Here is a 17,149-nt window from a genome sequence, read left to right on the forward strand (position 1 = left end):
TGCTGACCAACGCGGGAGTTGATGCGCAGACCATTGTTGCAACGAGTCAGGAGTGGCTGTTTCAGGGGCGGTTGGCGCAGCTTCCGGTTTTTCCACGTAATGACTGGCGCAGCTGGGTGATTATGGGCGGGCGAGGCTCCGGCAAAACCCGTGCCGGTGCCGAGTGGATCAGCGGCATGGCGCAGGGACTTGCGCCTTTCAGCGATAAAGCTTGCGGCAACATTGCTTTGGTGGGGGAGACGCTTGCCGATGTGCGTGAGGTGATGGTTGAAGGGCCTTCTGGTATTCTCTCTGTATCACGGTTGCAAAGGCCGAGGCTGGAAAGCACGCGGCGCAGACTGGTCTGGGAGAGCGGGGCGGTAGCTTCCTTCTATTCATCAGAAGATCCTGACAGTTTGCGCGGGCCGCAATTTTCTGCTGCGTGGTGCGATGAACTGGCGAAATGGAAAAATCCGCAACAGACATGGGACATGCTGCAATTCGGCTTACGGCTAGGAGATAACCCGCGACAGGTGGTGACGACTACACCGAAAATGCAGGCTCTGCTGCGCGATCTGTTGAGTGATCCGACTACGATCATGACACATATGCGTACTGATGAAAATGCAGCACATCTGGCACCGGCCTTTCTGCTGGCGATGCAGCAGCGTTATGCTGGCACATCTCTGGGGCGGCAGGAACTCGATGGTGTGCTGATCGCGGATCGTGAGGATGCGCTGTGGTCGCGGGAGCAGTTGGGGGCACTTTATGATCCACAAGTGCCGGAATTGCAGCGCATTATTATTGCAGTTGATCCGCCTGCCACGTCCACCAAAAATTCGGATGCTTGCGGGATTATTGTGGCGGGTCTGGATGTGCATGATCAGGCATGGGTGCTTGAAGATGCGACCGTGCAAGGTGTGAAGCCCCATCAATGGGCAGCTCAGGTTGTGCAGTTCTATCATCGTTATCAGGCTGATCTGGTGGTGGCGGAGGTCAATCAGGGCGGCGATATGGTGATGGCTGTGATCCATGCACAGGATACGTCTGTTGCGGTGAAAGCAGTGCGCGCGCAACGCGGCAAATATCTGCGCGCCGAGCCGGTTGCTGCACTCTACGAGCAGGGACGTATTCGCCATGCACAGCGTTTTCCGGAGCTGGAAGATGAGATGTGTGACTTTGCTGTGAACGGGCTGTCGTCAGGACGCTCGCCCGACAGAATGGATGCGCTGGTCTGGGCGCTACATACGCTTTTGCTTCAGGACACGCATAAACCACGCATTCGGCAGCTTCGATAAATTACATTACAATCTCGTGAGGTGAACATGGCTTGGAAATGGCCGTGGCGGCATCGTGCTGCCCAAATGCAGGCGCAAAAAGCAACCGCGCCGTCGCAGGCGCAAAAAGTAACTGTGCCGCCTTCCGCAAAAATGCAGCAGGGTTTTGTCGCCCTGCATATGGATGCACAGGCTCGCTGGACAACCCGCAATTATATGGCGCTGTCGCAACAGGGTTTCATGCGTAATCCGATTGTGCATCGCTGCGTGAAAATGATTAGCGATGCCGCAGCCAATGTGCCGTTACTGCTCTATCAGGGTGAGACGGAGCTTGGAGATCATCCGCTTTTGAAGCTGCTGCGCGCACCACACGAAGGTGCTTGCGGCTCCGGATTTTTCGAACAGCTTTACGGGCATTTACTGCTATCCGGCAATGCTTATATCGAACGGCTTGATTATGACGGGCAGGCCAAAGAGTTGCATCTTTTGCGCCCTGAACGGGTGACGATTGAAAGCGACAGTAACGGCTGGCCGCAAGCTCTGCTCTATCGCAATAATACGGCCAGCCGCCGAATTAGCCTCAATGCCGGTTTCGAGACTGGCCTGTCGGCACGGGCTTTACACCTGCGGCTGTTTCATCCGCTGGACGATCATTATGGTTTTCCGCCTTTGGAGGCCGCATTGATGGCGCTGGATATTCACAATGCTACCGCTGCATGGAACAAGGCGCTGCTTGATAATTCTGCCCGTCCTTCCGGTGCGCTGGTCTATGCGCCGAAAGATGGTGGCAATTTGAGCGAAGAGCAGTTTGACCGGCTGAAGACGGAGCTGGAAGAGGGGTATACCGGAGCCGGTGGAGCAGGCAGGCCGCTGCTGCTGGAGGGCGGGTTGGACTGGAAGGCGATGGGACTTTCGCCCAAGGATATGGATTTCATCGAGGCCAAACATGTGGCGAGCCGCGAGATTGCATTGGCTTTTGGCGTGCCGTCCATGCTGCTTGGCATTCCCGGTGATAATACCTATGCCAATTATGCCGAGGCCAATCGTGCTTTTTACCGTCTGACCATTCTGCCGCTTTTGAACCGTACCGCACAGGCGCTGAGCAACTGGCTCTGTCCGCAATATGGTTCCGATCTGCGATTGGAGCATGATCATGACCGGATTGACGGATTGGCGGAAGAGCGCGAGGCGCTGTGGCGGCGGATTGGTGCAGCTGATTTCCTCAGCGATGCGGAGAAACGGCAGGCAGTTGGCTATTCTCTTGAACCGGAGGGGAGGGAGGCATGAACCTGTTCAACCAGACTGGAGAATTAACGCAGGAACAATGGATTTGGCTTGCCAAAATCACCGGTGCCGTCAGCGGTTCTGCCGTCTCACTGGCTTATATGCTGCCAAAGGGCAAGCGCGAGGCGGCGATCCGTTTTGCTGTAGGCCTAATTTGCGGCATGATTTTCGGCGGAGCGGCGGGCGTTAAAATCGCAGAACAACTGACATTAAGCAACAGTCTCGGACAAGCGGAACTGATGCTGATGGGTTCAGCCGCTGCGAGTTTTGCTGCATGGACAGCGCTTGGTTTCTTCAAGCGGTTTACCGACAGGCTTAAAAATCAGGACAGCATGATTTTCCGTAAAAGGAGTGCTGCCGATGACAATTAATACCGGTCAGGGCTTGTGGTTCAGTGGCTATGCCAGCCTGTTTTCCCTCACGGATTTGAGCGGTGATATTATTGAGCGCGGGGCTTTCGCGGCCAGTCTCAAGCGGGGCGGGACAGTGCGGATGCTCTGGCAGCATCAGGCAGATAATCCCATCGGCATCTGGACGAAGATAATGGAAGATCAGCGCGGCCTTTATGTGGAAGGGCAACTGGCCGAAGGCGTGGCGCGGGCTGATGAGGCATGGCGCTTGCTCTCGGAAGGGGCGCTGGATGGGTTGTCGATCGGATTTTGGGCTGTGCGCAGCAAGAAAGCCACGGCCACCGGCCAACGGCATATTCTGGAAGCGGAGCTTTGGGAAATCTCGCTGGTGACATTTCCGATGCTGCCACAGGCGCGCGTCACCGCTGTTCAGCATAAACAGCATGATGAAAACAGTACTGCGCGGATCATCCGGCAGGCTACATTTCAGCTCCATAGCAACAAATAATCTCATCCGGTCGGTTTGCATCGGTTCATTATACTTCAACTGTAAAAAGGACAGGCAATGACGATCAAGCAGATGCACAAAGCAGCTAAGATGCCGGCTCTGGAAATCAAAGCGCTGAATAGTCAGCAGGAAGTCGGGCAGGCTTTCGGTGAATTTATGCAAGCCTTTGAGGGCTTTAAACAAGCCAATGATGAGCGCCTCACACAGATTGAAAAACATGTTGGTGCGGATGTTCTGACTGTTGAAAAAGTGGAGCGTCTTAACCGTGCCATGGATGAGCAGAAAGCGGCGCTGGATCAATATGTGTTGAAACAGGCACGCCCTGCGCTGGGAGGTGAGGAGCGTTCCATCCACAGCCCTGTAGTTCGGGAACATAAACAGGCTTTTGACCGCTATGCCCGCCGTGGTGATGAGCAGGCGCTGCGCGGACTTGAACAGAAAGCGCATTCCTATGGTTCGGGGCCGGATGGCGGTTATCTCGTGCCGTCTGAACTGGAAACGGCAATCGGCACGCGTTTGGCGGCACTTTCGCCGGTGCGTGGTTTGGCAACCGTGCGTCAGGTTTCCGGTGCGGTTTTGAAGAAACCATTTTCTATCAGCGGACCGGGTACGGGCTGGGTTGGTGAAGAGGGCGCACGCCCGCAGACCACCAATGCCAAACTGGCAGAATTGCAATTCCCGACCATGGAGATTTATGCCATGCCTGCGGCAACCGCCAGCTTGCTGGATGATGCGGCGGTGGATGTGGAACAGTGGATTGCTGCCGAGGTTGAAACAGCTTTTGCCGAACAGGAAAGCGCTGCTTTTATCAATGGTGATGGTGTGAACAAGCCGCATGGCTTTTTAGCCTATGATACGGTTGATGAAGCGTCATGGGCATGGGGCAAACTTGGTTGTCTGAAGACCGGTGTTGCCGGTGCCTTGCCTTCTTCCAGCCCGTCTGATCTGCTGATTGATCTGGTCTATGCGCTCAAATCCGGCTACCGCCAGAATGCTCATTGGATGATGAACCGTAAAACACAATCGGCACTGCGTAAGCTCAAAGACAGCAATGGCAATTATCTCTGGCAGCCGCCGGCATCGCTTGGCCAGAAAGCGTCCTTCATGGGCTTCGGTCTGGTGGAAGCCGAGGATATGCCGGATATTACAACCGACAGCACACCGATTGCCTTTGGTGATTTTGGCCGTGGTTATTTGATTGTTGATCGCATTGGTATCCGCGTGCTGCGCGATCCGTATTCTGCCAAACCATATGTATTGTTCTACACCACCAAACGTGTGGGCGGTGGTGTGCAGGATTTTGATGCGATCAAACTGCTCAAATTTGCAGCTTAAGTTTACTGAGAGAAGGCGGTTTTGCCTGTTCTTGCAGGGCAACATGAATCATTCTGTCAGAGAGTGATTTTATCATATTGTTTTTATTATAAATTACGGGAGATAGCATGGTTCTCCGTCTTATAACGCCGCCGGTCAGCGAGCCGGTGACGACAGCATTGCTGCGCGATTTTTTACGTTTGCCACTAGGGCAGGAAGAAGATTTGCTGGAACGGCTGATCTGTACTGCGCGTGAGGTGATTGAGCAACATTGTAATCTGGTGATGTTGCCGCAGTGCTGGCATTTACAGCTCGCCAACTGGCCGCAATCGGGCAGAATTGCACTCTATAAAGCGCCGGTCATTTCCATCGATAAAGTACAGGGTTTTGCTGCCGATGGCAGTGAGGTTTTGTTTAGTAAGGATGATTGGCGTCTGGATACGGAGAGCCGTCCGCAGCGGGTTTATCTCCGTAGACCTCCGTATATCACCATTGCCCGTGGGTTGGAAATTGAGCTGACTGCCGGTCTGGCGAGTGAGCCGTCAGGTCTGCCTGAAACATTGCGCCATGCCTGTGTGATACTGGCGGCGCATCTCTATGATAACCGTAACTCTGCCGAGGCAGGCGGGCTGATGAGCAGTCTGCCGGATATGGTTGCACAATTGGTGGCACCGTGGTTGCGGCGGGGGCGGCTATGAACCTGCAATTCATTGATGCGGGACAGTTCAAAATATTTCTGAGCCTGCAAGAGAACCGTCCGCTGTTTGATGACAGTGGCAGCTATCAGGAGCAGTGGACAGAAGTTGCCACGCTCTGGGGCAGAATTGAACCTAAGAAAACCGGCAGCCAATCCTTCGCATTGCAGGCCATTCCCAATCTGACACATCGCATCATAACCCGTTATCGCAGCGATATAGCTGTTTCTATGCGGCTGACGCAGGGGACAAGGCATTTCACGGTGCTCGGTTTGCATGACCCCGATGAAAGCCAACGCTATCTCATCTGCTCAGTTAGAGAGGAAATCCGATGAATTTTTCTATGCGTTTTATATTTGAAGCCTTGTTACGCACGCTGCGTCTTGTCGGTTTGCAGGCCTGTGAGCAAGCTTTGTCCAACAAACGTGACGGGCTGTTTTTGAAAAGTCCCGACACTAAAACACCGCCAGCCAATCCTGAACAGGATAATAAGGTATGACGGGTGCGGCGCTCGCTCTACAAAAGGCAATATTGGCGTGGCTGCAAGCCGCGCCTTTGCTGATGGAAAAACTGCAGGGACAGGGCATCTATGATCATGTGCCACCCCATGCAGTGTTTCCTTATATCAGCCTTGGCCAAAGTCAGGTCTATGCCTGGGATACCGATACCGGCACCGGCGAGGAACATAGTCTGGTGCTGCATGTCTGGGCGCGCTCCAATGGCCGCAGACAGGTGCTGGAACTGATGATGCTGGTGGAGGAGTTGCTGGAGGCTTTGGGGAGCAATGCTTTGAGGCCGGATATCGGTGGATTTCATCTGGTCAATCTGACTTTGCAATCTTCACAAACTCGTAATGACGAATTGCGCGATGGTTATAGCGGGCAATTGCGCTACCGCGCGGTAACCGAGAAAATTGAAGGGATGTAACGAATGGCAGCCCAGAGAGGGAAAGACCTGTTGCTGAAAATTGCAACAGGCGACGACACATTTCAGACCTGTGCAGGTTTGCGCAGCAAGCGCATTGCGTTCAATGCGGAGACTGTTGATGTGACTGATGCCGATGCTTCAGGGCGCTGGCGGCAATTGCTGGCTGGCAGCGGTGTACAGCGTGCATCGGTCAGTGGTGCGGGTATTTTCAAAGATGCAGCATCTGATGCACTGATCCGCACAGCATTTTTCAATGGTGATATTCTGAACTGGCAGATTGTTGTGCCTGACTTTGGCACGGTTAGCAGCTTGTTTCAGATCACTGCGCTGGAATATGGCGGTGCGCATGATGGTGAAGTGACCTTTGAAATTGCCTTGGAATCCGCTGGTTTTGTCAGTTTCGGAGCGCAGCTATGATGGTCAATGCCAGACGGGGTGAAATTGCAGCAGTCTTGAATGATAAGGACTGGGTTTTGTGCCTGACACTGGGCGCATTGGCTGGACTCGAAGCTGCATATGAAGCAGAAGACTTGTCGGCTCTGATTGCCCGTTTTTCAACGGGCAGTTTGAAAGCGGAAGATATGATCCGCATTGTCACTGCGGGATTGCGTGGTGGTGGTCATGATGTGGCGGAAGATGATGTGGCCGATATGCGCATTGATGGTGGTGCTGTCGGTTTTGCCCGTCTTGTCGCGCAATTGCTGGAAGTGACTTTTGGTGTGAGCACCGAAAAGTCGGAAAACGTAGCACAATCAAAAAATTAGAAGCCGCAATTGAATCAATGTCTTTCCCCTGGGATGCGCTGATGCATTTCGGGTTGGGACAATTGCGGCTGTCATCACAGCATTTCTGGCAACTTAGTCTGCCGGAGATCAGAGCGCTAACCGGCGCTATGCGTGGCGGCAGGCAGGCGCCGTCTCGCGTCATTCTCAACAGCCTGATGCAGGCTTTTCCTGATGGTGAAATATGAATGATACAGGCACGCAGCAGCAGTCGGTCACGGTTTCTGTCGAGGCGGATACCAGCGGTTTTGACCGTGCGCTGGATAATTTACAAAAGCGCTCCGGCGCGTTCGGGCAGAGCCTGACCTCGGCTTTTAAAAGCGCGGTTACATCCGGTAAAGGACTGGATGATGTGCTGCGAGGGCTGGCGTCGAATATGGCCTCCATGGCGCTTGATGCAGGGATGAAGCCGCTTCAGGGCTTATTCTCTTCGATGTTCTCCGGTCTGATGGGCGGGCTTGGTGGCCTGGGCGGAGTGAAACCTTTTGCCAAAGGCGGGGTGGTTTCCAGCCCGACTTATTTCGGGCTCGGGAGTGGTTTTGGCGTGGCCGGTGAGGCGGGTGCCGAGGCGATTTTACCCTTGGCGCGAGGCAGTGACGGCAGTCTTGGCGTGGCGATGGGCAGTGGCGGAAGAGGACGAAGTATGCAGATCAATTTTAATATGTCCTCACCGGATGCTGCCTCGTTCAGTCGTTCCGAAGCGCAGATCAGTGCCATGCTGGCGCGCGCTGTGCACCACGGCACCAGATGTATGTGAAGGGACGGGACATGCAGGATTTATCTTCATTCCATGATGTGTCTTTTCCACTCGGCGTTTCTTTCGGTGCAACCGGCGGGCCGGAATGGCGCAATGAGATTGTGGGGCTGACATCCGGCCATGAAAAACGTAATGCGCGCTGGTCGATGTCGCGCCGCTTTTATGATGCCGGAACAGGATTACGCTCGCTCAATGATCTGCGCGATGTGCTGCGCTTTTTCGAAGCTCGGCGCGGGTCGCTTTATGCTTTCCGGTTTCGTGATCCGTTTGATCATCTCTCATCGGAACAGGATGCGCCGCCACAGGCAACAGATCAGTTTTTGGGTCGTGGTGACGGCACAATACGGCAGTTTCAGCTGGCAAAACATTATGGCGATTATCAACGCATTATTACCAAGCCGGTGCCGGAGACCGTGCAACTCGCCGTGGACGGGGTGACGCTTGCGGCTGATGCATTCAGCGTGAATTGGCAGAACGGCATTGTTGAGTTTCACGAAGACCATGTGCCGCCGCCGCAGGCAAAGGTGACGGCGGGTTTCCTGTTCGATGTGCCAGTGCGTTTTGATACGGATCGTCTGAGCGCCAGTATTGCCAGTTTCAAAGCCGGTGAAATTCCGTCTATTCCGATTGTTGAGGTGAAGTGATGCTGACACTGGCTCCGGAATTTGAATCACATTTGCAAGGTGATGTGACAACGCATTGTTTCGCATGGATTTTAAGGCGCAAAGACGGAGCGGTTTTCGGCTTCTGCGATCACGATAAATCCTTGCCAGTTAAGGGCATAAATTGCTTTCCCCAAAGCGGAGTGAATGGTTCTGAAGCCGGAAGTCAGATGGGGCTTTCCGTAGACAGTTCCGAGATCGAAGGCGCACTGACCAGTGATATGTTGAGTGATGCGGATATTGAGCGCGGACTTTACGATGGTGCAACAGTGGAGACTTATCTGGTCAACTGGGCGCAGCCGCAGCAATTCGTGCTTTTACGCAGCAGCGTGATTGGCAAAATTACCCGCAGTGGTATGAAATTTATTGCCGAGCTGAAAAGCAGTGCGGCTTTGCTTGACCGCGTATTCGGGCGACGTGCCAAGCGGGGCTGTGATGCAGAATTTGCAGACAGGCGCTGTGGTATCAATCCGGCCGATCCGCGCTATGCCGGTGCGGGGATCGTGGAAGTTGTGAACGGACAGGATGTGATTGTCTCAGGCTTGAGTGCTTTCGCAACGCACTGGTTTGAGCGGGGGAGGATCACTTGGGCAAGTGGTCAAAATAAAGGCAGTGCGAATAGTATTGTTTCGCATCTGCGTCAGGGAGAAGCTGCCAGTCTGATCCTGCAGGATTTGCCGGTCTATGACATTCAGGTCGGGGATCATTTTCGTATATTGGCAGGTTGTGACAAGAGTTTTCAGCAATGCCGTGACCGCTTTGCCAATCATGAGAATTTTCGTGGTTTTCCGCATATTCCCGGTAATGATGCTGCCTATTCCTTTGCTGGTGGTGAGGGCAATTTCGACGGCGGGGTGCTGGTGCCATGACAATAGTGCCCGTTAATGAAAGGGTTTTAGCAATTGCGCAGACATGGCTTGGTACACCTTACCGGCACGGCGCCAGCCGTTTGCAGGTTGGCTGTGATTGCCTCGGATTGATACGTGGTATCTGGCGGGAGCTTTATGGTACGGAGCCTGAGGATGCGGGTACCTATTCCCGCGATTGGGCTGAGCTCACACAGGATGAGCCGCTGATCAGCGCCGCACGGCGGCATATGCATTTAAAACCGCTCTCCGATATGCAAGCCGGTGATCTGATGATCTTTCGTTGGCGGGACGGTGTAGCCGCCAAGCATTTAGGTATCATGGCGGAGAGTAATCGTTTCATTCATGCCTATGAGGGGCATAGCGTGACACTTTCTGCAGTGGTTCCACAATGGCGACAGCGGATAGCCGCAGTCTTTGCATTTCCAGAGAGTTGTTAGAATCCTTCGGTTTGAAGACAGGTCATCTTTTTCATGAGTACACTGGTTCTTCAGGCGGCGGGCGGCATGATTGGCGGGCTGTTCGGCCCCGTTGGCGCGGCAATCGGCAGTGCCATCGGTGCGATGGGCGGCTATATGGTCGATACTGCGCTGATCAACTCAACGCGGCGTATTGAAGGGCCACGGCTTTCCGGTACACGTCCGATGCAGGCGGAGGAAGGGGCGGCACTACCTGCTGTCTACGGCACAATGCGTGTCGGTGGTACGCTGATCTGGGCGACACGTTTTGAAGAACAGAAAGCCACCACCCGTCAGGGTGGCAAGGGCGGCCCGAAAACGACAACCTACAGCTATCATGCCAATGCGGCTTTTGCGGTGGCGCAGGGCGAGATTTCCGGCATCCGGCGGATTTGGGTTGACGGTCAAGAGCTTGATCAGACGCAGGTAACAATCCGTATTTATAAAGGCACGGAAACACAGCAACCCGACCCGCTGATTGAAGCACGTCAGGGGGCTGGTAAGGCGCCAGCCTATCGTGGCACGGCCTATGTGGTGTTTGAACGCCTGCCGATTGATGCCTATGGCAACCGGTTGCCTTTGTTGCAATTTGAAGTAATGCGCAGTGTGGGCAGACTGGCGCAGGATATTCAGGCCGTAGCACTGATCCCCGGAGCAACGGAATTCGGCCTATCGCCGCAAATGGTGAGGGATGAACCGCGTCCTGGTGAAACACGGGCGCTCAACCGCAATACTCTGCGCGCGCAAAGTGACTGGACAGCATCGCTGGATGAGTTGCAGGCATTGTGTCCTAATCTGAAAACTGTGGCACTGATCGTACCATGGTTCGGCACAGATTTACGTGCAGGAGAATGCCGGATTATGCCCGGTGTGACAGCACGTGGAGCGCGAAAACCAAGTCATAGCTGGCGGGTAAATAACGTTGACCGTTCCGGTGCGCATCTGATTTCCGACAACGGGACTGAAAAAGCCTATGGCGGTACGCCTGCTGATTTTTCCGTGATTGCTGCGATCAAAGATGCAAGGCAACGCGGACTGAAAGTCACGCTCTATCCGTTTATTATGATGGATATTCCAGCCGATAATCAGTTGCCTGCGCTGGATCATGACGGTTTTCAACCGGTCTATCCGTGGCGCGGCAGAGTAGGTTTGCCTGCTGGAACGGATAAGACAACGGAAGCCGGAGCGCAGCTTGAGCGCTTTGCCAATGGTGTCTGGGGCTACAGGCGTTTTATCCGTCATTATATTGATCTTGCGCGCAGTGCCGGTGGTGTTGATGCACTCCTTATAGGCTCGGAACTGCGTGGTCTCACGCAAATCCGCAATGAGCAGAACGAATTTCCTTTCGTCAGTCATTTATGTGAGCTGGCTGAAGCCGCACGCACCGCTTTAGGAGCGGGTTGCAAAATCACCTATGGTGCCGACTGGTCAGAATATTTTGGCTATCACCCACAGGATGGCAGTGGTGATGTCTATTTTCATCTTGATCCGCTTTGGGCGCATCCGGCCATAAATGCCATCGGCATCGATAATTACATGCCTCTGAGCGATTGGCGTGATGGTGATGAGCGCAGTATTGATCCTGCTTTGCCACCTTCCGCCTATAATGAGGCTGCTTTGCAAAGTGCCATTGCCGGAGGTGAGGGCTATGACTGGTATTATGCCTCCGATGCGGACAGGCGTGAGCGCAAACGCACGGCAATAACAGACGGGCTGGCGGGCAAACCATGGGTATTTTGCTATAAAGACTTGCGCTCATGGTGGCAAAATCAGCATTTCAACCGCATCAACGGTGCAGAGCAGGCGCAGCCGACAGCTTGGCAACCAATGTCCAAGCCATTCTGGTTTACCGAACTTGGTTGCGCAGCCGTCGATAAAGGGCCGAACCAGCCAAATGTATTCCCTGATCCGAAATCATCTGAAAATGCCTCGCCTTATTTTTCTGACGGGTCGCGCAGTGATCTTGCGGCGGATCGTTTCTTACGGGCGCATTTTTCCTATTGGCAAAAGGCCGGTGAGCATAATCCAGTTTCACCTGTCTATGGTGGCACCATGCTTGATGCGGCGCAGATTTATATCTGGGCGTGGGATGCGCGACCATTTCCGGAATATCCGTTGAAAGCTGACATCTGGGGGGATGCCGCCAATTGGGCGACAGGGCATTGGCTCAATGGACGTCTGAGTGGTGTGGCGCTGGAAGAATTGCTGCTGGCATTGCTGAAAGATTTTGGTTTGGAAGGATTAGCTGATTGTCGTGGCGTTGAGGGTTATTTGTCGGGGTATATTGCCGACAATCCGGCCAGTGGGAGGGCATTGCTGGAGCCGCTGATGGATATATTTAGTGTGGTGGCTTTTGAACAGGCCGATGAACAGCATAAGCTGGTATTTCGCAGTCTGTCACAGCGTCTGCAACCGCTTGTGCTGGATGATTATGCACTGGAACGTGATGACCAGTGGCCGGTTCGCACATTGGAAGATGTCGAGGAACTGCCTGCCAGTGCTGAAATCTATTTCAGTGATCCCTTGCGCGATTATCAGTCAGCCAGTGCACTGGCACAGCGCTCCGGCTGGCAACGTGCAGGGCATGAAAGCCTGTCTCTATCTGCCGCAATGGAACGCGGACAAGCACAGGCACTGGCTGAAAGCTGGCTGGAGCGAAAACGTGCGGAACGCAGGACAGTCAGTTTCTCTCTGCCGTGGACGCAGGCTCAATTGACAATCGGTGACAGGGTGCGTGTACCCGAATTGGCTGGCAATCGCGATTTTCTTATCGTGAGTTTTGAAGATGGCGCGGCGCGGCGTGCTAAAGCTGTGGCACTGGCTCCTGTTTTGCGGCGACCTGACCGTACGCGTATGCCGTCACTGCCGCAGTCTGAAGGAGGCATTGCTGCGGGGCCTCCATTGTTTCATATGCTTGATCTGCCGATGTGGTCAGGCATTGAAAATGAACAAAATCAGCTTCGGGTCGCCTGTTATGCAAAGCCGTGGCGGGAGGTGTTACTTTATGTTTCACCGGAAAATAGCGGCTATCAATTGCGTACAGTGATTCCCTATGCGGCGGTTATGGGGGAGCTGATCACAGAACTCCATGCTTCAGATAGTGGTCGTTTTATGCATGAGCAGAGTTTTGATGTGCGGCTTTATCACGGTGAGTTACATAGCGGCTCACAAGTGCAAATTCTCAATGCAGGCAATACCGCTTTGGTGCAAACCGCAACCGGTAGCTGGGAGGTTTTGCAATTCATGCATGCGGAAGAAATTGCCGCAGGTCATTGGCGGCTGAGGACATTGTTGCGGGGGCAGGCCGGTACTGAAACGGAAGCGCAACTTGTCAAGCAGTCCGGTGCTACTTTTATTGCGCTGGATGATCGTGTTGTGCCAGCCGGATTGCAGCAATCAGAGAACGGTTTAATGCTGAACTGGCGTGCAGGGCTTGCTGGTCGCGATTTTACGGATGAATATTTTACTACTCAGTCGCTGACAGGCGGCATACGTGCTTTAAGGCCGCTGAGTCCCGTTCATTTGCGTTATAAGCGTCAGACCAATGGAGATTTGCGTTTTCAGTGGATTCGTCGCGGGCGCATCGATGCGGATAGCTGGATGGGGGAAGATATCCCGCTTGGTGAAGTTACAGAAAAATATCAGGTGGAGATGTGGCATGGTGAAACTCTGTTACATTCAGGAGTCGTCACTGAACCACAGTTTATATATTCCGGAGCAGTGCCTGAAGGTGCAGAACTGCAGTTCAGGGTAGCACAGATCAGTCAGGCTTGCGGGGCAGGGGATGTTAGCCTCGTCAGATTGAATGGCAAAAAGGGCAATTGATCTGATTTCGCAATTCTGGCAGCTTTGCCGCAGTCTGAGAGACTTTCGTTTTGTAAAAACAAATGTTAACGAAAGAAAAATAATTAGATATCGTCAGTCTGATACACAAAATTGTTCATTCAACATTCAGATTAAAAGCGTTAAAGTGAGCGTTATGATGACACAAAAACCAGTTCGCACATTTTTCGCTGCTTCTGCACTGTTTGCCGGTATGACCGCGGCAGTTTTGACAAGCATTGTTCCATCTGCGGGCGCCGCAGGTTTGCAGCGGCATATTCCTGCCGCTTCGCAACCGGCACAGTCCGCTCAAGCTCAGCCGCGTGTGCTGCGCGTAGCCGGTGATTGTGCTGCTATCGGGCAGCAGGTCGCAGCGCAGCAGGGCGGCACATTAACCAAAGCAACCGCAGCTGTTCAGAACGGTGCGCCGGTTTGTATCGTGGTTGTGCTGGTACCGGGACGCGACGGTGAACGTCCTCGCCGTGTGGAAGTTGCTGTACCGGCTAAATAACCGATTTTCTTTAGCCCGAACATGTCGCTCTCAAACGGATTTACTTGAGTTGCCGTGAACATGCGACTCGCTCTGGCGGCTAACCCGTTTGTTTGCCCGTTTTTACAATCTGCTGTAAAAACAGGTGTTGCCTGTTAAACCGGCAAGATTTTGTGCTGTCATTCCGAAATGCTGAAAAGGTTTGCTGATGAGAATTCTGATTGTTGAAGATGATAAGGATCTTAACCGTCAGCTTGCTGAAGCTCTCCGTGATGCGGATTATGTCGTTGACTGCGCCTTTGACGGCGAAGAGGGGCATTTTCTCGGTGATACCGAGCCTTATGACGCGGTGATACTGGATATCGGCCTGCCCCAGATGGATGGTATCAGTGTTGTTGAGCGCTGGCGCCGTGAAGGACGCACGATGCCGGTGCTGATGCTGACTGCGCGTGATCGCTGGAGTGACAAGGTTGCCGGTATTGATGCCGGTGCCGACGATTATGTGGCCAAGCCGTTTCATATTGAAGAAGTGCTTGCGCGTTTGCGTGCATTGATCCGCCGTGCTGCGGGGCATGCCTCTTCTGAAATTACCAGCGGTAAACTGGTTCTGGATACAAAAGCCTCCAAAGCGACCATTGACGGTGCGGCACTAAAGCTGACCTCTCATGAGTTCCGGCTGTTGTCTTATCTCATGCATCATATGGATGAGGTGATTTCCCGTACAGAATTGGTTGAGCATTTATACGATCAGGATTTTGATCGTGATTCCAACACGATCGAAGTTTTTGTCGGTCGTCTGCGCAAGAAAATGGGTGTTGATATAATCGAGACCGTACGTGGTATGGGCTATCGTATTCGCTCCGATAATTCTGATGGCAGCAAAGATTAAGATGCAGTTGTTTTCCGGGAAAGTCTTTGCTCTCGGTATGCGCTCACTGGCATTGCGTGTTGTCACGCTGTCGACATTCTGGGTGATTATTGCCCTTGTCGTTGTTGCGACGCTGATTCAGTCTCTCTATCGGGATGCCGCAGAGCGCAGTTTTCAGCGCCTTTTATCTGCCCATCTTTATAGTCTTGTCGGTGCTGTTGGATTGACGCCAGAGGGCGCGCTGCATGGACGGCCGGAACTCGGTGAAATACGTTATGCGAGTGCAGGATCAGGCTGGTATTGGTCGGTTGATCCGGTGTCGTCCAATGTGCAGGGCCATTTAGGCTCGGTTTCACTGGGTGCGAAACAAATCCCTGTAAAATCTGTTGCTGAAGAGCCTTTTGATCAGGCATTTATGCGCAGCTATGTGGTGGAAACCAATGACGGTGAAGAACTGTCTGTGGTTGAAACGGAAGTTGTGCTTGATAGTTCTGACAAGATTGCGCGTTTTCGGGTGATGGGAAACCTCAATGAGGTCAAAGCGGAAATCAGTGATTTCCGCAACACGCTGTATATTTATCTGGGACTGTTCGGCCTCGGTAGTATTCTGATTAATGCGGCAATTATCCTGTTCGGTTTACGGCCGCTCGATCATGTACGGCGCACTCTTGCGGATATTCGCGAGGGGCGCAGCAATCGTGTTGATACAGACCTGCCGCTTGAGATTGCGCCTTTGGCTCAGGAAATGAATGCGCTGATTGAGAACAATCATCGCATAATAGAGCGTTCACGCACGCAGGTTGGCAACCTTGCGCATTCTCTGAAAACACCGCTTTCAGTTTTGATGAATGAGGGTCGGAATATCGGCGGCCGTCAGGGGCAATTGGTCAGTGAGCAGAGCGATGCAATGCAGGTGCAGATTCAGCATTACCTGCAACGTGCACGCGTGGCCGCGCAGCGTGATAGTGTTGTGTTCCGTGCGCCTGTAACGCCGATATTGGAGCGCATGATTCGTGTTACAGCCAAACTCAATCCGCATTTGAAGATTACATTTTCCAATCATCTGTCTGACGCGATTTTTGCCGGAGAAAAGGAAGATCTCGAAGAGATTATCGGCAATATTATGGAAAATGCCTCTAAGTGGGGGCGGTCAAAAATTCATCTGAATTTACGTGCCGTACAGAAGCAAGGTGCTACGGAAGGCAGCAACAATGCTTTTGAAATTCTGATTGAAGATGACGGAGAGGGTTTGCCGGCAGAGAAAATGGCCGAAGCATTAAAGCGCGGTAAGCGTATTGATGAGAGTAAACCCGGCACAGGATTGGGGCTGGCAATCGTTCAGGATACTGTAAGGGAATACGGCGGGCATCTTGGATTGATGCAGGCATCTCTTGGCGGGCTGGCTGTGCAGATTACTTTACCGGCTGTTGCGAGCTGACCTTTGCTTTTATCTGGTTTCAGGTATAAATACGTAGTTCAAGAAACGCGTGTTTCTGATTTTTGTTTTGTTTTGAGATGTCAATGGAATGATTGCAGAGCAAATGGCGGTGGTCATATTGCTTTGTAAAGTGTTGCTGACAGGATGTTGAGTTGCTCATGAAGTCGTCTTCCGGAAGTGCATTGCGTAAAATCATTTTCATTTTGCCGCTGTTGTCTTTGACAGCCTGTTCTTCTCTGAACGCGACCAAATCGACCGGCGCATCAACCGGAAATGTTTTTACACGCGGCTCTGTCAGTAATGCCGTTCTTGCGCCTATGGGTAATGGTATTCTAGGCTCGGCAGCGGCTCAGCTTGCAGCCTCTGATCGCAGAGCTGCAATTGAAGCTGAGTATAAAGCGCTGGAATATGCACCGAAAGGTGAAGCCGTGGCATGGAAGGGCCGTTCCGGCCGGACTTCCGGTGAGGTGACAGCTGCGCAGCCTTATCAGGTCGGCTCGCAGAACTGCAGACAATATAGCCACAGCTACACAGTGGATGGTGCTCCGCAAATGGTGCGCGGCACAGCCTGCCGCAATGATGATGGCAGCTGGACTCCGCTGACCTGATTTTCACCACTCAAGATCGCCGTTTTTTTAGTTTCACTTTTCACTCTGAAAAGCCGGAACGCTT

General features: G+C 53.0%; 21 protein-coding genes. All 21 read left to right on the forward strand.

Going from position 1 to position 17,149, the window contains the following annotated elements; all coding sequences use genetic code 11:
- Positions 1-2 precede the first annotated feature (2 nt).
- The 21 genes from DFR47_RS01535 (at position 3) to DFR47_RS01630 (ending at position 17,085) form a co-directional block, all read left to right on the forward strand.
- Positions 3-1,277, forward strand: coding sequence for a DNA-packaging protein (locus DFR47_RS01535; protein ID WP_445482834.1), 1,275 nt, complete (start codon positions 3-5; stop codon positions 1,275-1,277).
- A gap of 27 nt (positions 1,278-1,304) precedes the next feature.
- On the forward strand, positions 1,305-2,543 hold the full coding sequence (locus tag DFR47_RS01540; protein ID WP_113942650.1) for a phage portal protein: 1,239 nt from the start codon (positions 1,305-1,307) through the stop codon (positions 2,541-2,543).
- The gene (locus DFR47_RS01545) at positions 2,540-2,911 is read left to right on the forward strand and encodes a DUF6107 family protein (RefSeq protein ID WP_113942651.1); all 372 of its coding nucleotides are present in this window, start codon (positions 2,540-2,542) and stop codon (positions 2,909-2,911) included. Before DFR47_RS01540 ends, DFR47_RS01545 begins: the two co-directional genes overlap by 4 nt.
- Complete coding sequence (locus tag DFR47_RS01550) at positions 2,901-3,398, forward strand: HK97 family phage prohead protease (protein ID WP_113942652.1); 498 nt, start codon at positions 2,901-2,903, stop codon at positions 3,396-3,398. Before DFR47_RS01545 ends, DFR47_RS01550 begins: the two co-directional genes overlap by 11 nt.
- Positions 3,399-3,455: 57 nt before the next feature.
- The gene (locus DFR47_RS01555; RefSeq protein ID WP_374788357.1) at positions 3,456-4,733 is read left to right on the forward strand and encodes a phage major capsid protein; all 1,278 of its coding nucleotides are present in this window, start codon (positions 3,456-3,458) and stop codon (positions 4,731-4,733) included.
- Between the two features lie 107 nt (positions 4,734-4,840).
- Positions 4,841-5,410: a head-tail connector protein gene (locus tag DFR47_RS01560; protein ID WP_113942653.1), complete on the forward strand. Its 570-nt coding sequence runs from the start codon at positions 4,841-4,843 to the stop codon at positions 5,408-5,410.
- Positions 5,407-5,742 (forward strand): phage head closure protein, encoded by a 336-nt coding sequence (locus DFR47_RS01565; RefSeq protein ID WP_113942654.1) that lies wholly within the window; start codon positions 5,407-5,409, stop codon positions 5,740-5,742. The genes DFR47_RS01560 and DFR47_RS01565 overlap by 4 nt, the downstream gene beginning before the upstream one ends.
- Positions 5,739-5,906 carry a hypothetical protein gene (locus DFR47_RS21685; RefSeq protein WP_170137419.1) on the forward strand — a complete coding sequence of 56 codons (168 nt, stop codon included), beginning with the start codon at positions 5,739-5,741 and terminating at the stop codon, positions 5,904-5,906. Before DFR47_RS01565 ends, DFR47_RS21685 begins: the two co-directional genes overlap by 4 nt.
- Positions 5,903-6,334 (forward strand): DUF3168 domain-containing protein, encoded by a 432-nt coding sequence (locus DFR47_RS01570; RefSeq protein WP_113942655.1) that lies wholly within the window; start codon positions 5,903-5,905, stop codon positions 6,332-6,334. Before DFR47_RS21685 ends, DFR47_RS01570 begins: the two co-directional genes overlap by 4 nt.
- 3 nt (positions 6,335-6,337) lie before the next feature.
- Entirely contained in the window at positions 6,338-6,751 is a 414-nt protein-coding gene (locus tag DFR47_RS01575) for a phage major tail protein, TP901-1 family (protein ID WP_113942656.1), read from the forward strand.
- A complete protein-coding gene (locus DFR47_RS01580) occupies positions 6,748-7,098 on the forward strand; it encodes a gene transfer agent family protein (RefSeq protein WP_245416407.1) in 351 nt (116 codons plus the stop codon). The genes DFR47_RS01575 and DFR47_RS01580 overlap by 4 nt, the downstream gene beginning before the upstream one ends.
- A gap of 17 nt (positions 7,099-7,115) precedes the next feature.
- A complete protein-coding gene (locus DFR47_RS01585) occupies positions 7,116-7,304 on the forward strand; it encodes a rcc01693 family protein (protein ID WP_113942658.1) in 189 nt (62 codons plus the stop codon).
- Entirely contained in the window at positions 7,301-7,873 is a 573-nt protein-coding gene (locus DFR47_RS01590) for a phage tail tape measure protein (protein WP_113942659.1), read from the forward strand. Before DFR47_RS01585 ends, DFR47_RS01590 begins: the two co-directional genes overlap by 4 nt.
- 11 nt (positions 7,874-7,884) lie before the next feature.
- The gene (locus DFR47_RS01595) at positions 7,885-8,517 is read left to right on the forward strand and encodes a DUF2460 domain-containing protein (protein ID WP_113942660.1); all 633 of its coding nucleotides are present in this window, start codon (positions 7,885-7,887) and stop codon (positions 8,515-8,517) included.
- Positions 8,517-9,404, forward strand: coding sequence for a DUF2163 domain-containing protein (locus tag DFR47_RS01600; RefSeq protein WP_113942661.1), 888 nt, complete (start codon positions 8,517-8,519; stop codon positions 9,402-9,404). The genes DFR47_RS01595 and DFR47_RS01600 overlap by 1 nt, the downstream gene beginning before the upstream one ends.
- A gap of 5 nt (positions 9,405-9,409) precedes the next feature.
- Complete coding sequence (locus tag DFR47_RS01605; RefSeq protein ID WP_113943176.1) at positions 9,410-9,841, forward strand: NlpC/P60 family protein; 432 nt, start codon at positions 9,410-9,412, stop codon at positions 9,839-9,841.
- Positions 9,842-9,874: 33 nt separating this feature from the next.
- Complete coding sequence (locus tag DFR47_RS01610) at positions 9,875-13,684, forward strand: baseplate multidomain protein megatron (RefSeq protein ID WP_113942662.1); 3,810 nt, start codon at positions 9,875-9,877, stop codon at positions 13,682-13,684.
- 154 nt (positions 13,685-13,838) lie between these two features.
- Entirely contained in the window at positions 13,839-14,192 is a 354-nt protein-coding gene (locus tag DFR47_RS22265; protein WP_374788356.1) for a hypothetical protein, read from the forward strand.
- 187 nt (positions 14,193-14,379) lie between these two features.
- On the forward strand, positions 14,380-15,060 hold the full coding sequence (locus DFR47_RS01620; RefSeq protein ID WP_113942663.1) for a response regulator transcription factor: 681 nt from the start codon (positions 14,380-14,382) through the stop codon (positions 15,058-15,060).
- Between the two features lie 88 nt (positions 15,061-15,148).
- Positions 15,149-16,477 carry a sensor histidine kinase gene (locus DFR47_RS01625; protein WP_113943178.1) on the forward strand — a complete coding sequence of 443 codons (1,329 nt, stop codon included), beginning with the start codon at positions 15,149-15,151 and terminating at the stop codon, positions 16,475-16,477.
- 158 nt (positions 16,478-16,635) lie between these two features.
- Positions 16,636-17,085, forward strand: a complete 450-nt coding sequence (locus tag DFR47_RS01630) for a hypothetical protein (RefSeq protein WP_113942664.1) — start codon at positions 16,636-16,638, stop codon at positions 17,083-17,085.
- The last annotated feature ends 64 nt before the right edge of the window (positions 17,086-17,149 follow it).

Origin of the sequence: Pseudochrobactrum asaccharolyticum (assembly GCF_003314995.1) — a bacterium.
In the GTDB taxonomy this organism is placed as follows: Bacteria; Pseudomonadota; Alphaproteobacteria; order Rhizobiales; family Rhizobiaceae; genus Pseudochrobactrum; species Pseudochrobactrum asaccharolyticum.

What these genes read in the sequence shown, in the direction of transcription:
- DFR47_RS01540 (WP_113942650.1), top strand. Translation starts at nt 1,305, where the DNA reads ATGGCTTGGAAATGGCCGTGGCGGCATCGTGCTGCCCAAATGCAGGCG.
- DFR47_RS01545 (WP_113942651.1), top strand. Translation starts at nt 2,540, where the DNA reads ATGAACCTGTTCAACCAGACTGGAGAATTAACGCAGGAACAATGGATT.
- DFR47_RS01550 (WP_113942652.1), top strand. Translation starts at nt 2,901, where the DNA reads ATGACAATTAATACCGGTCAGGGCTTGTGGTTCAGTGGCTATGCCAGC.
- DFR47_RS01555 (WP_374788357.1), top strand. Translation starts at nt 3,456, where the DNA reads ATGACGATCAAGCAGATGCACAAAGCAGCTAAGATGCCGGCTCTGGAA.
- DFR47_RS01560 (WP_113942653.1), top strand. Translation starts at nt 4,841, where the DNA reads ATGGTTCTCCGTCTTATAACGCCGCCGGTCAGCGAGCCGGTGACGACA.
- DFR47_RS01565 (WP_113942654.1), top strand. Translation starts at nt 5,407, where the DNA reads ATGAACCTGCAATTCATTGATGCGGGACAGTTCAAAATATTTCTGAGC.
- DFR47_RS21685 (WP_170137419.1), top strand. Translation starts at nt 5,739, where the DNA reads ATGAATTTTTCTATGCGTTTTATATTTGAAGCCTTGTTACGCACGCTG.
- DFR47_RS01570 (WP_113942655.1), top strand. Translation starts at nt 5,903, where the DNA reads ATGACGGGTGCGGCGCTCGCTCTACAAAAGGCAATATTGGCGTGGCTG.
- DFR47_RS01575 (WP_113942656.1), top strand. Translation starts at nt 6,338, where the DNA reads ATGGCAGCCCAGAGAGGGAAAGACCTGTTGCTGAAAATTGCAACAGGC.
- DFR47_RS01580 (WP_245416407.1), top strand. Translation starts at nt 6,748, where the DNA reads ATGATGGTCAATGCCAGACGGGGTGAAATTGCAGCAGTCTTGAATGAT.
- DFR47_RS01585 (WP_113942658.1), top strand. Translation starts at nt 7,116, where the DNA reads ATGTCTTTCCCCTGGGATGCGCTGATGCATTTCGGGTTGGGACAATTG.
- DFR47_RS01590 (WP_113942659.1), top strand. Translation starts at nt 7,301, where the DNA reads ATGAATGATACAGGCACGCAGCAGCAGTCGGTCACGGTTTCTGTCGAG.
- DFR47_RS01595 (WP_113942660.1), top strand. Translation starts at nt 7,885, where the DNA reads ATGCAGGATTTATCTTCATTCCATGATGTGTCTTTTCCACTCGGCGTT.
- DFR47_RS01600 (WP_113942661.1), top strand. Translation starts at nt 8,517, where the DNA reads ATGCTGACACTGGCTCCGGAATTTGAATCACATTTGCAAGGTGATGTG.
- DFR47_RS01610 (WP_113942662.1), top strand. Translation starts at nt 9,875, where the DNA reads ATGAGTACACTGGTTCTTCAGGCGGCGGGCGGCATGATTGGCGGGCTG.
- DFR47_RS22265 (WP_374788356.1), top strand. Translation starts at nt 13,839, where the DNA reads ATGATGACACAAAAACCAGTTCGCACATTTTTCGCTGCTTCTGCACTG.
- DFR47_RS01620 (WP_113942663.1), top strand. Translation starts at nt 14,380, where the DNA reads ATGAGAATTCTGATTGTTGAAGATGATAAGGATCTTAACCGTCAGCTT.
- DFR47_RS01630 (WP_113942664.1), top strand. Translation starts at nt 16,636, where the DNA reads ATGAAGTCGTCTTCCGGAAGTGCATTGCGTAAAATCATTTTCATTTTG.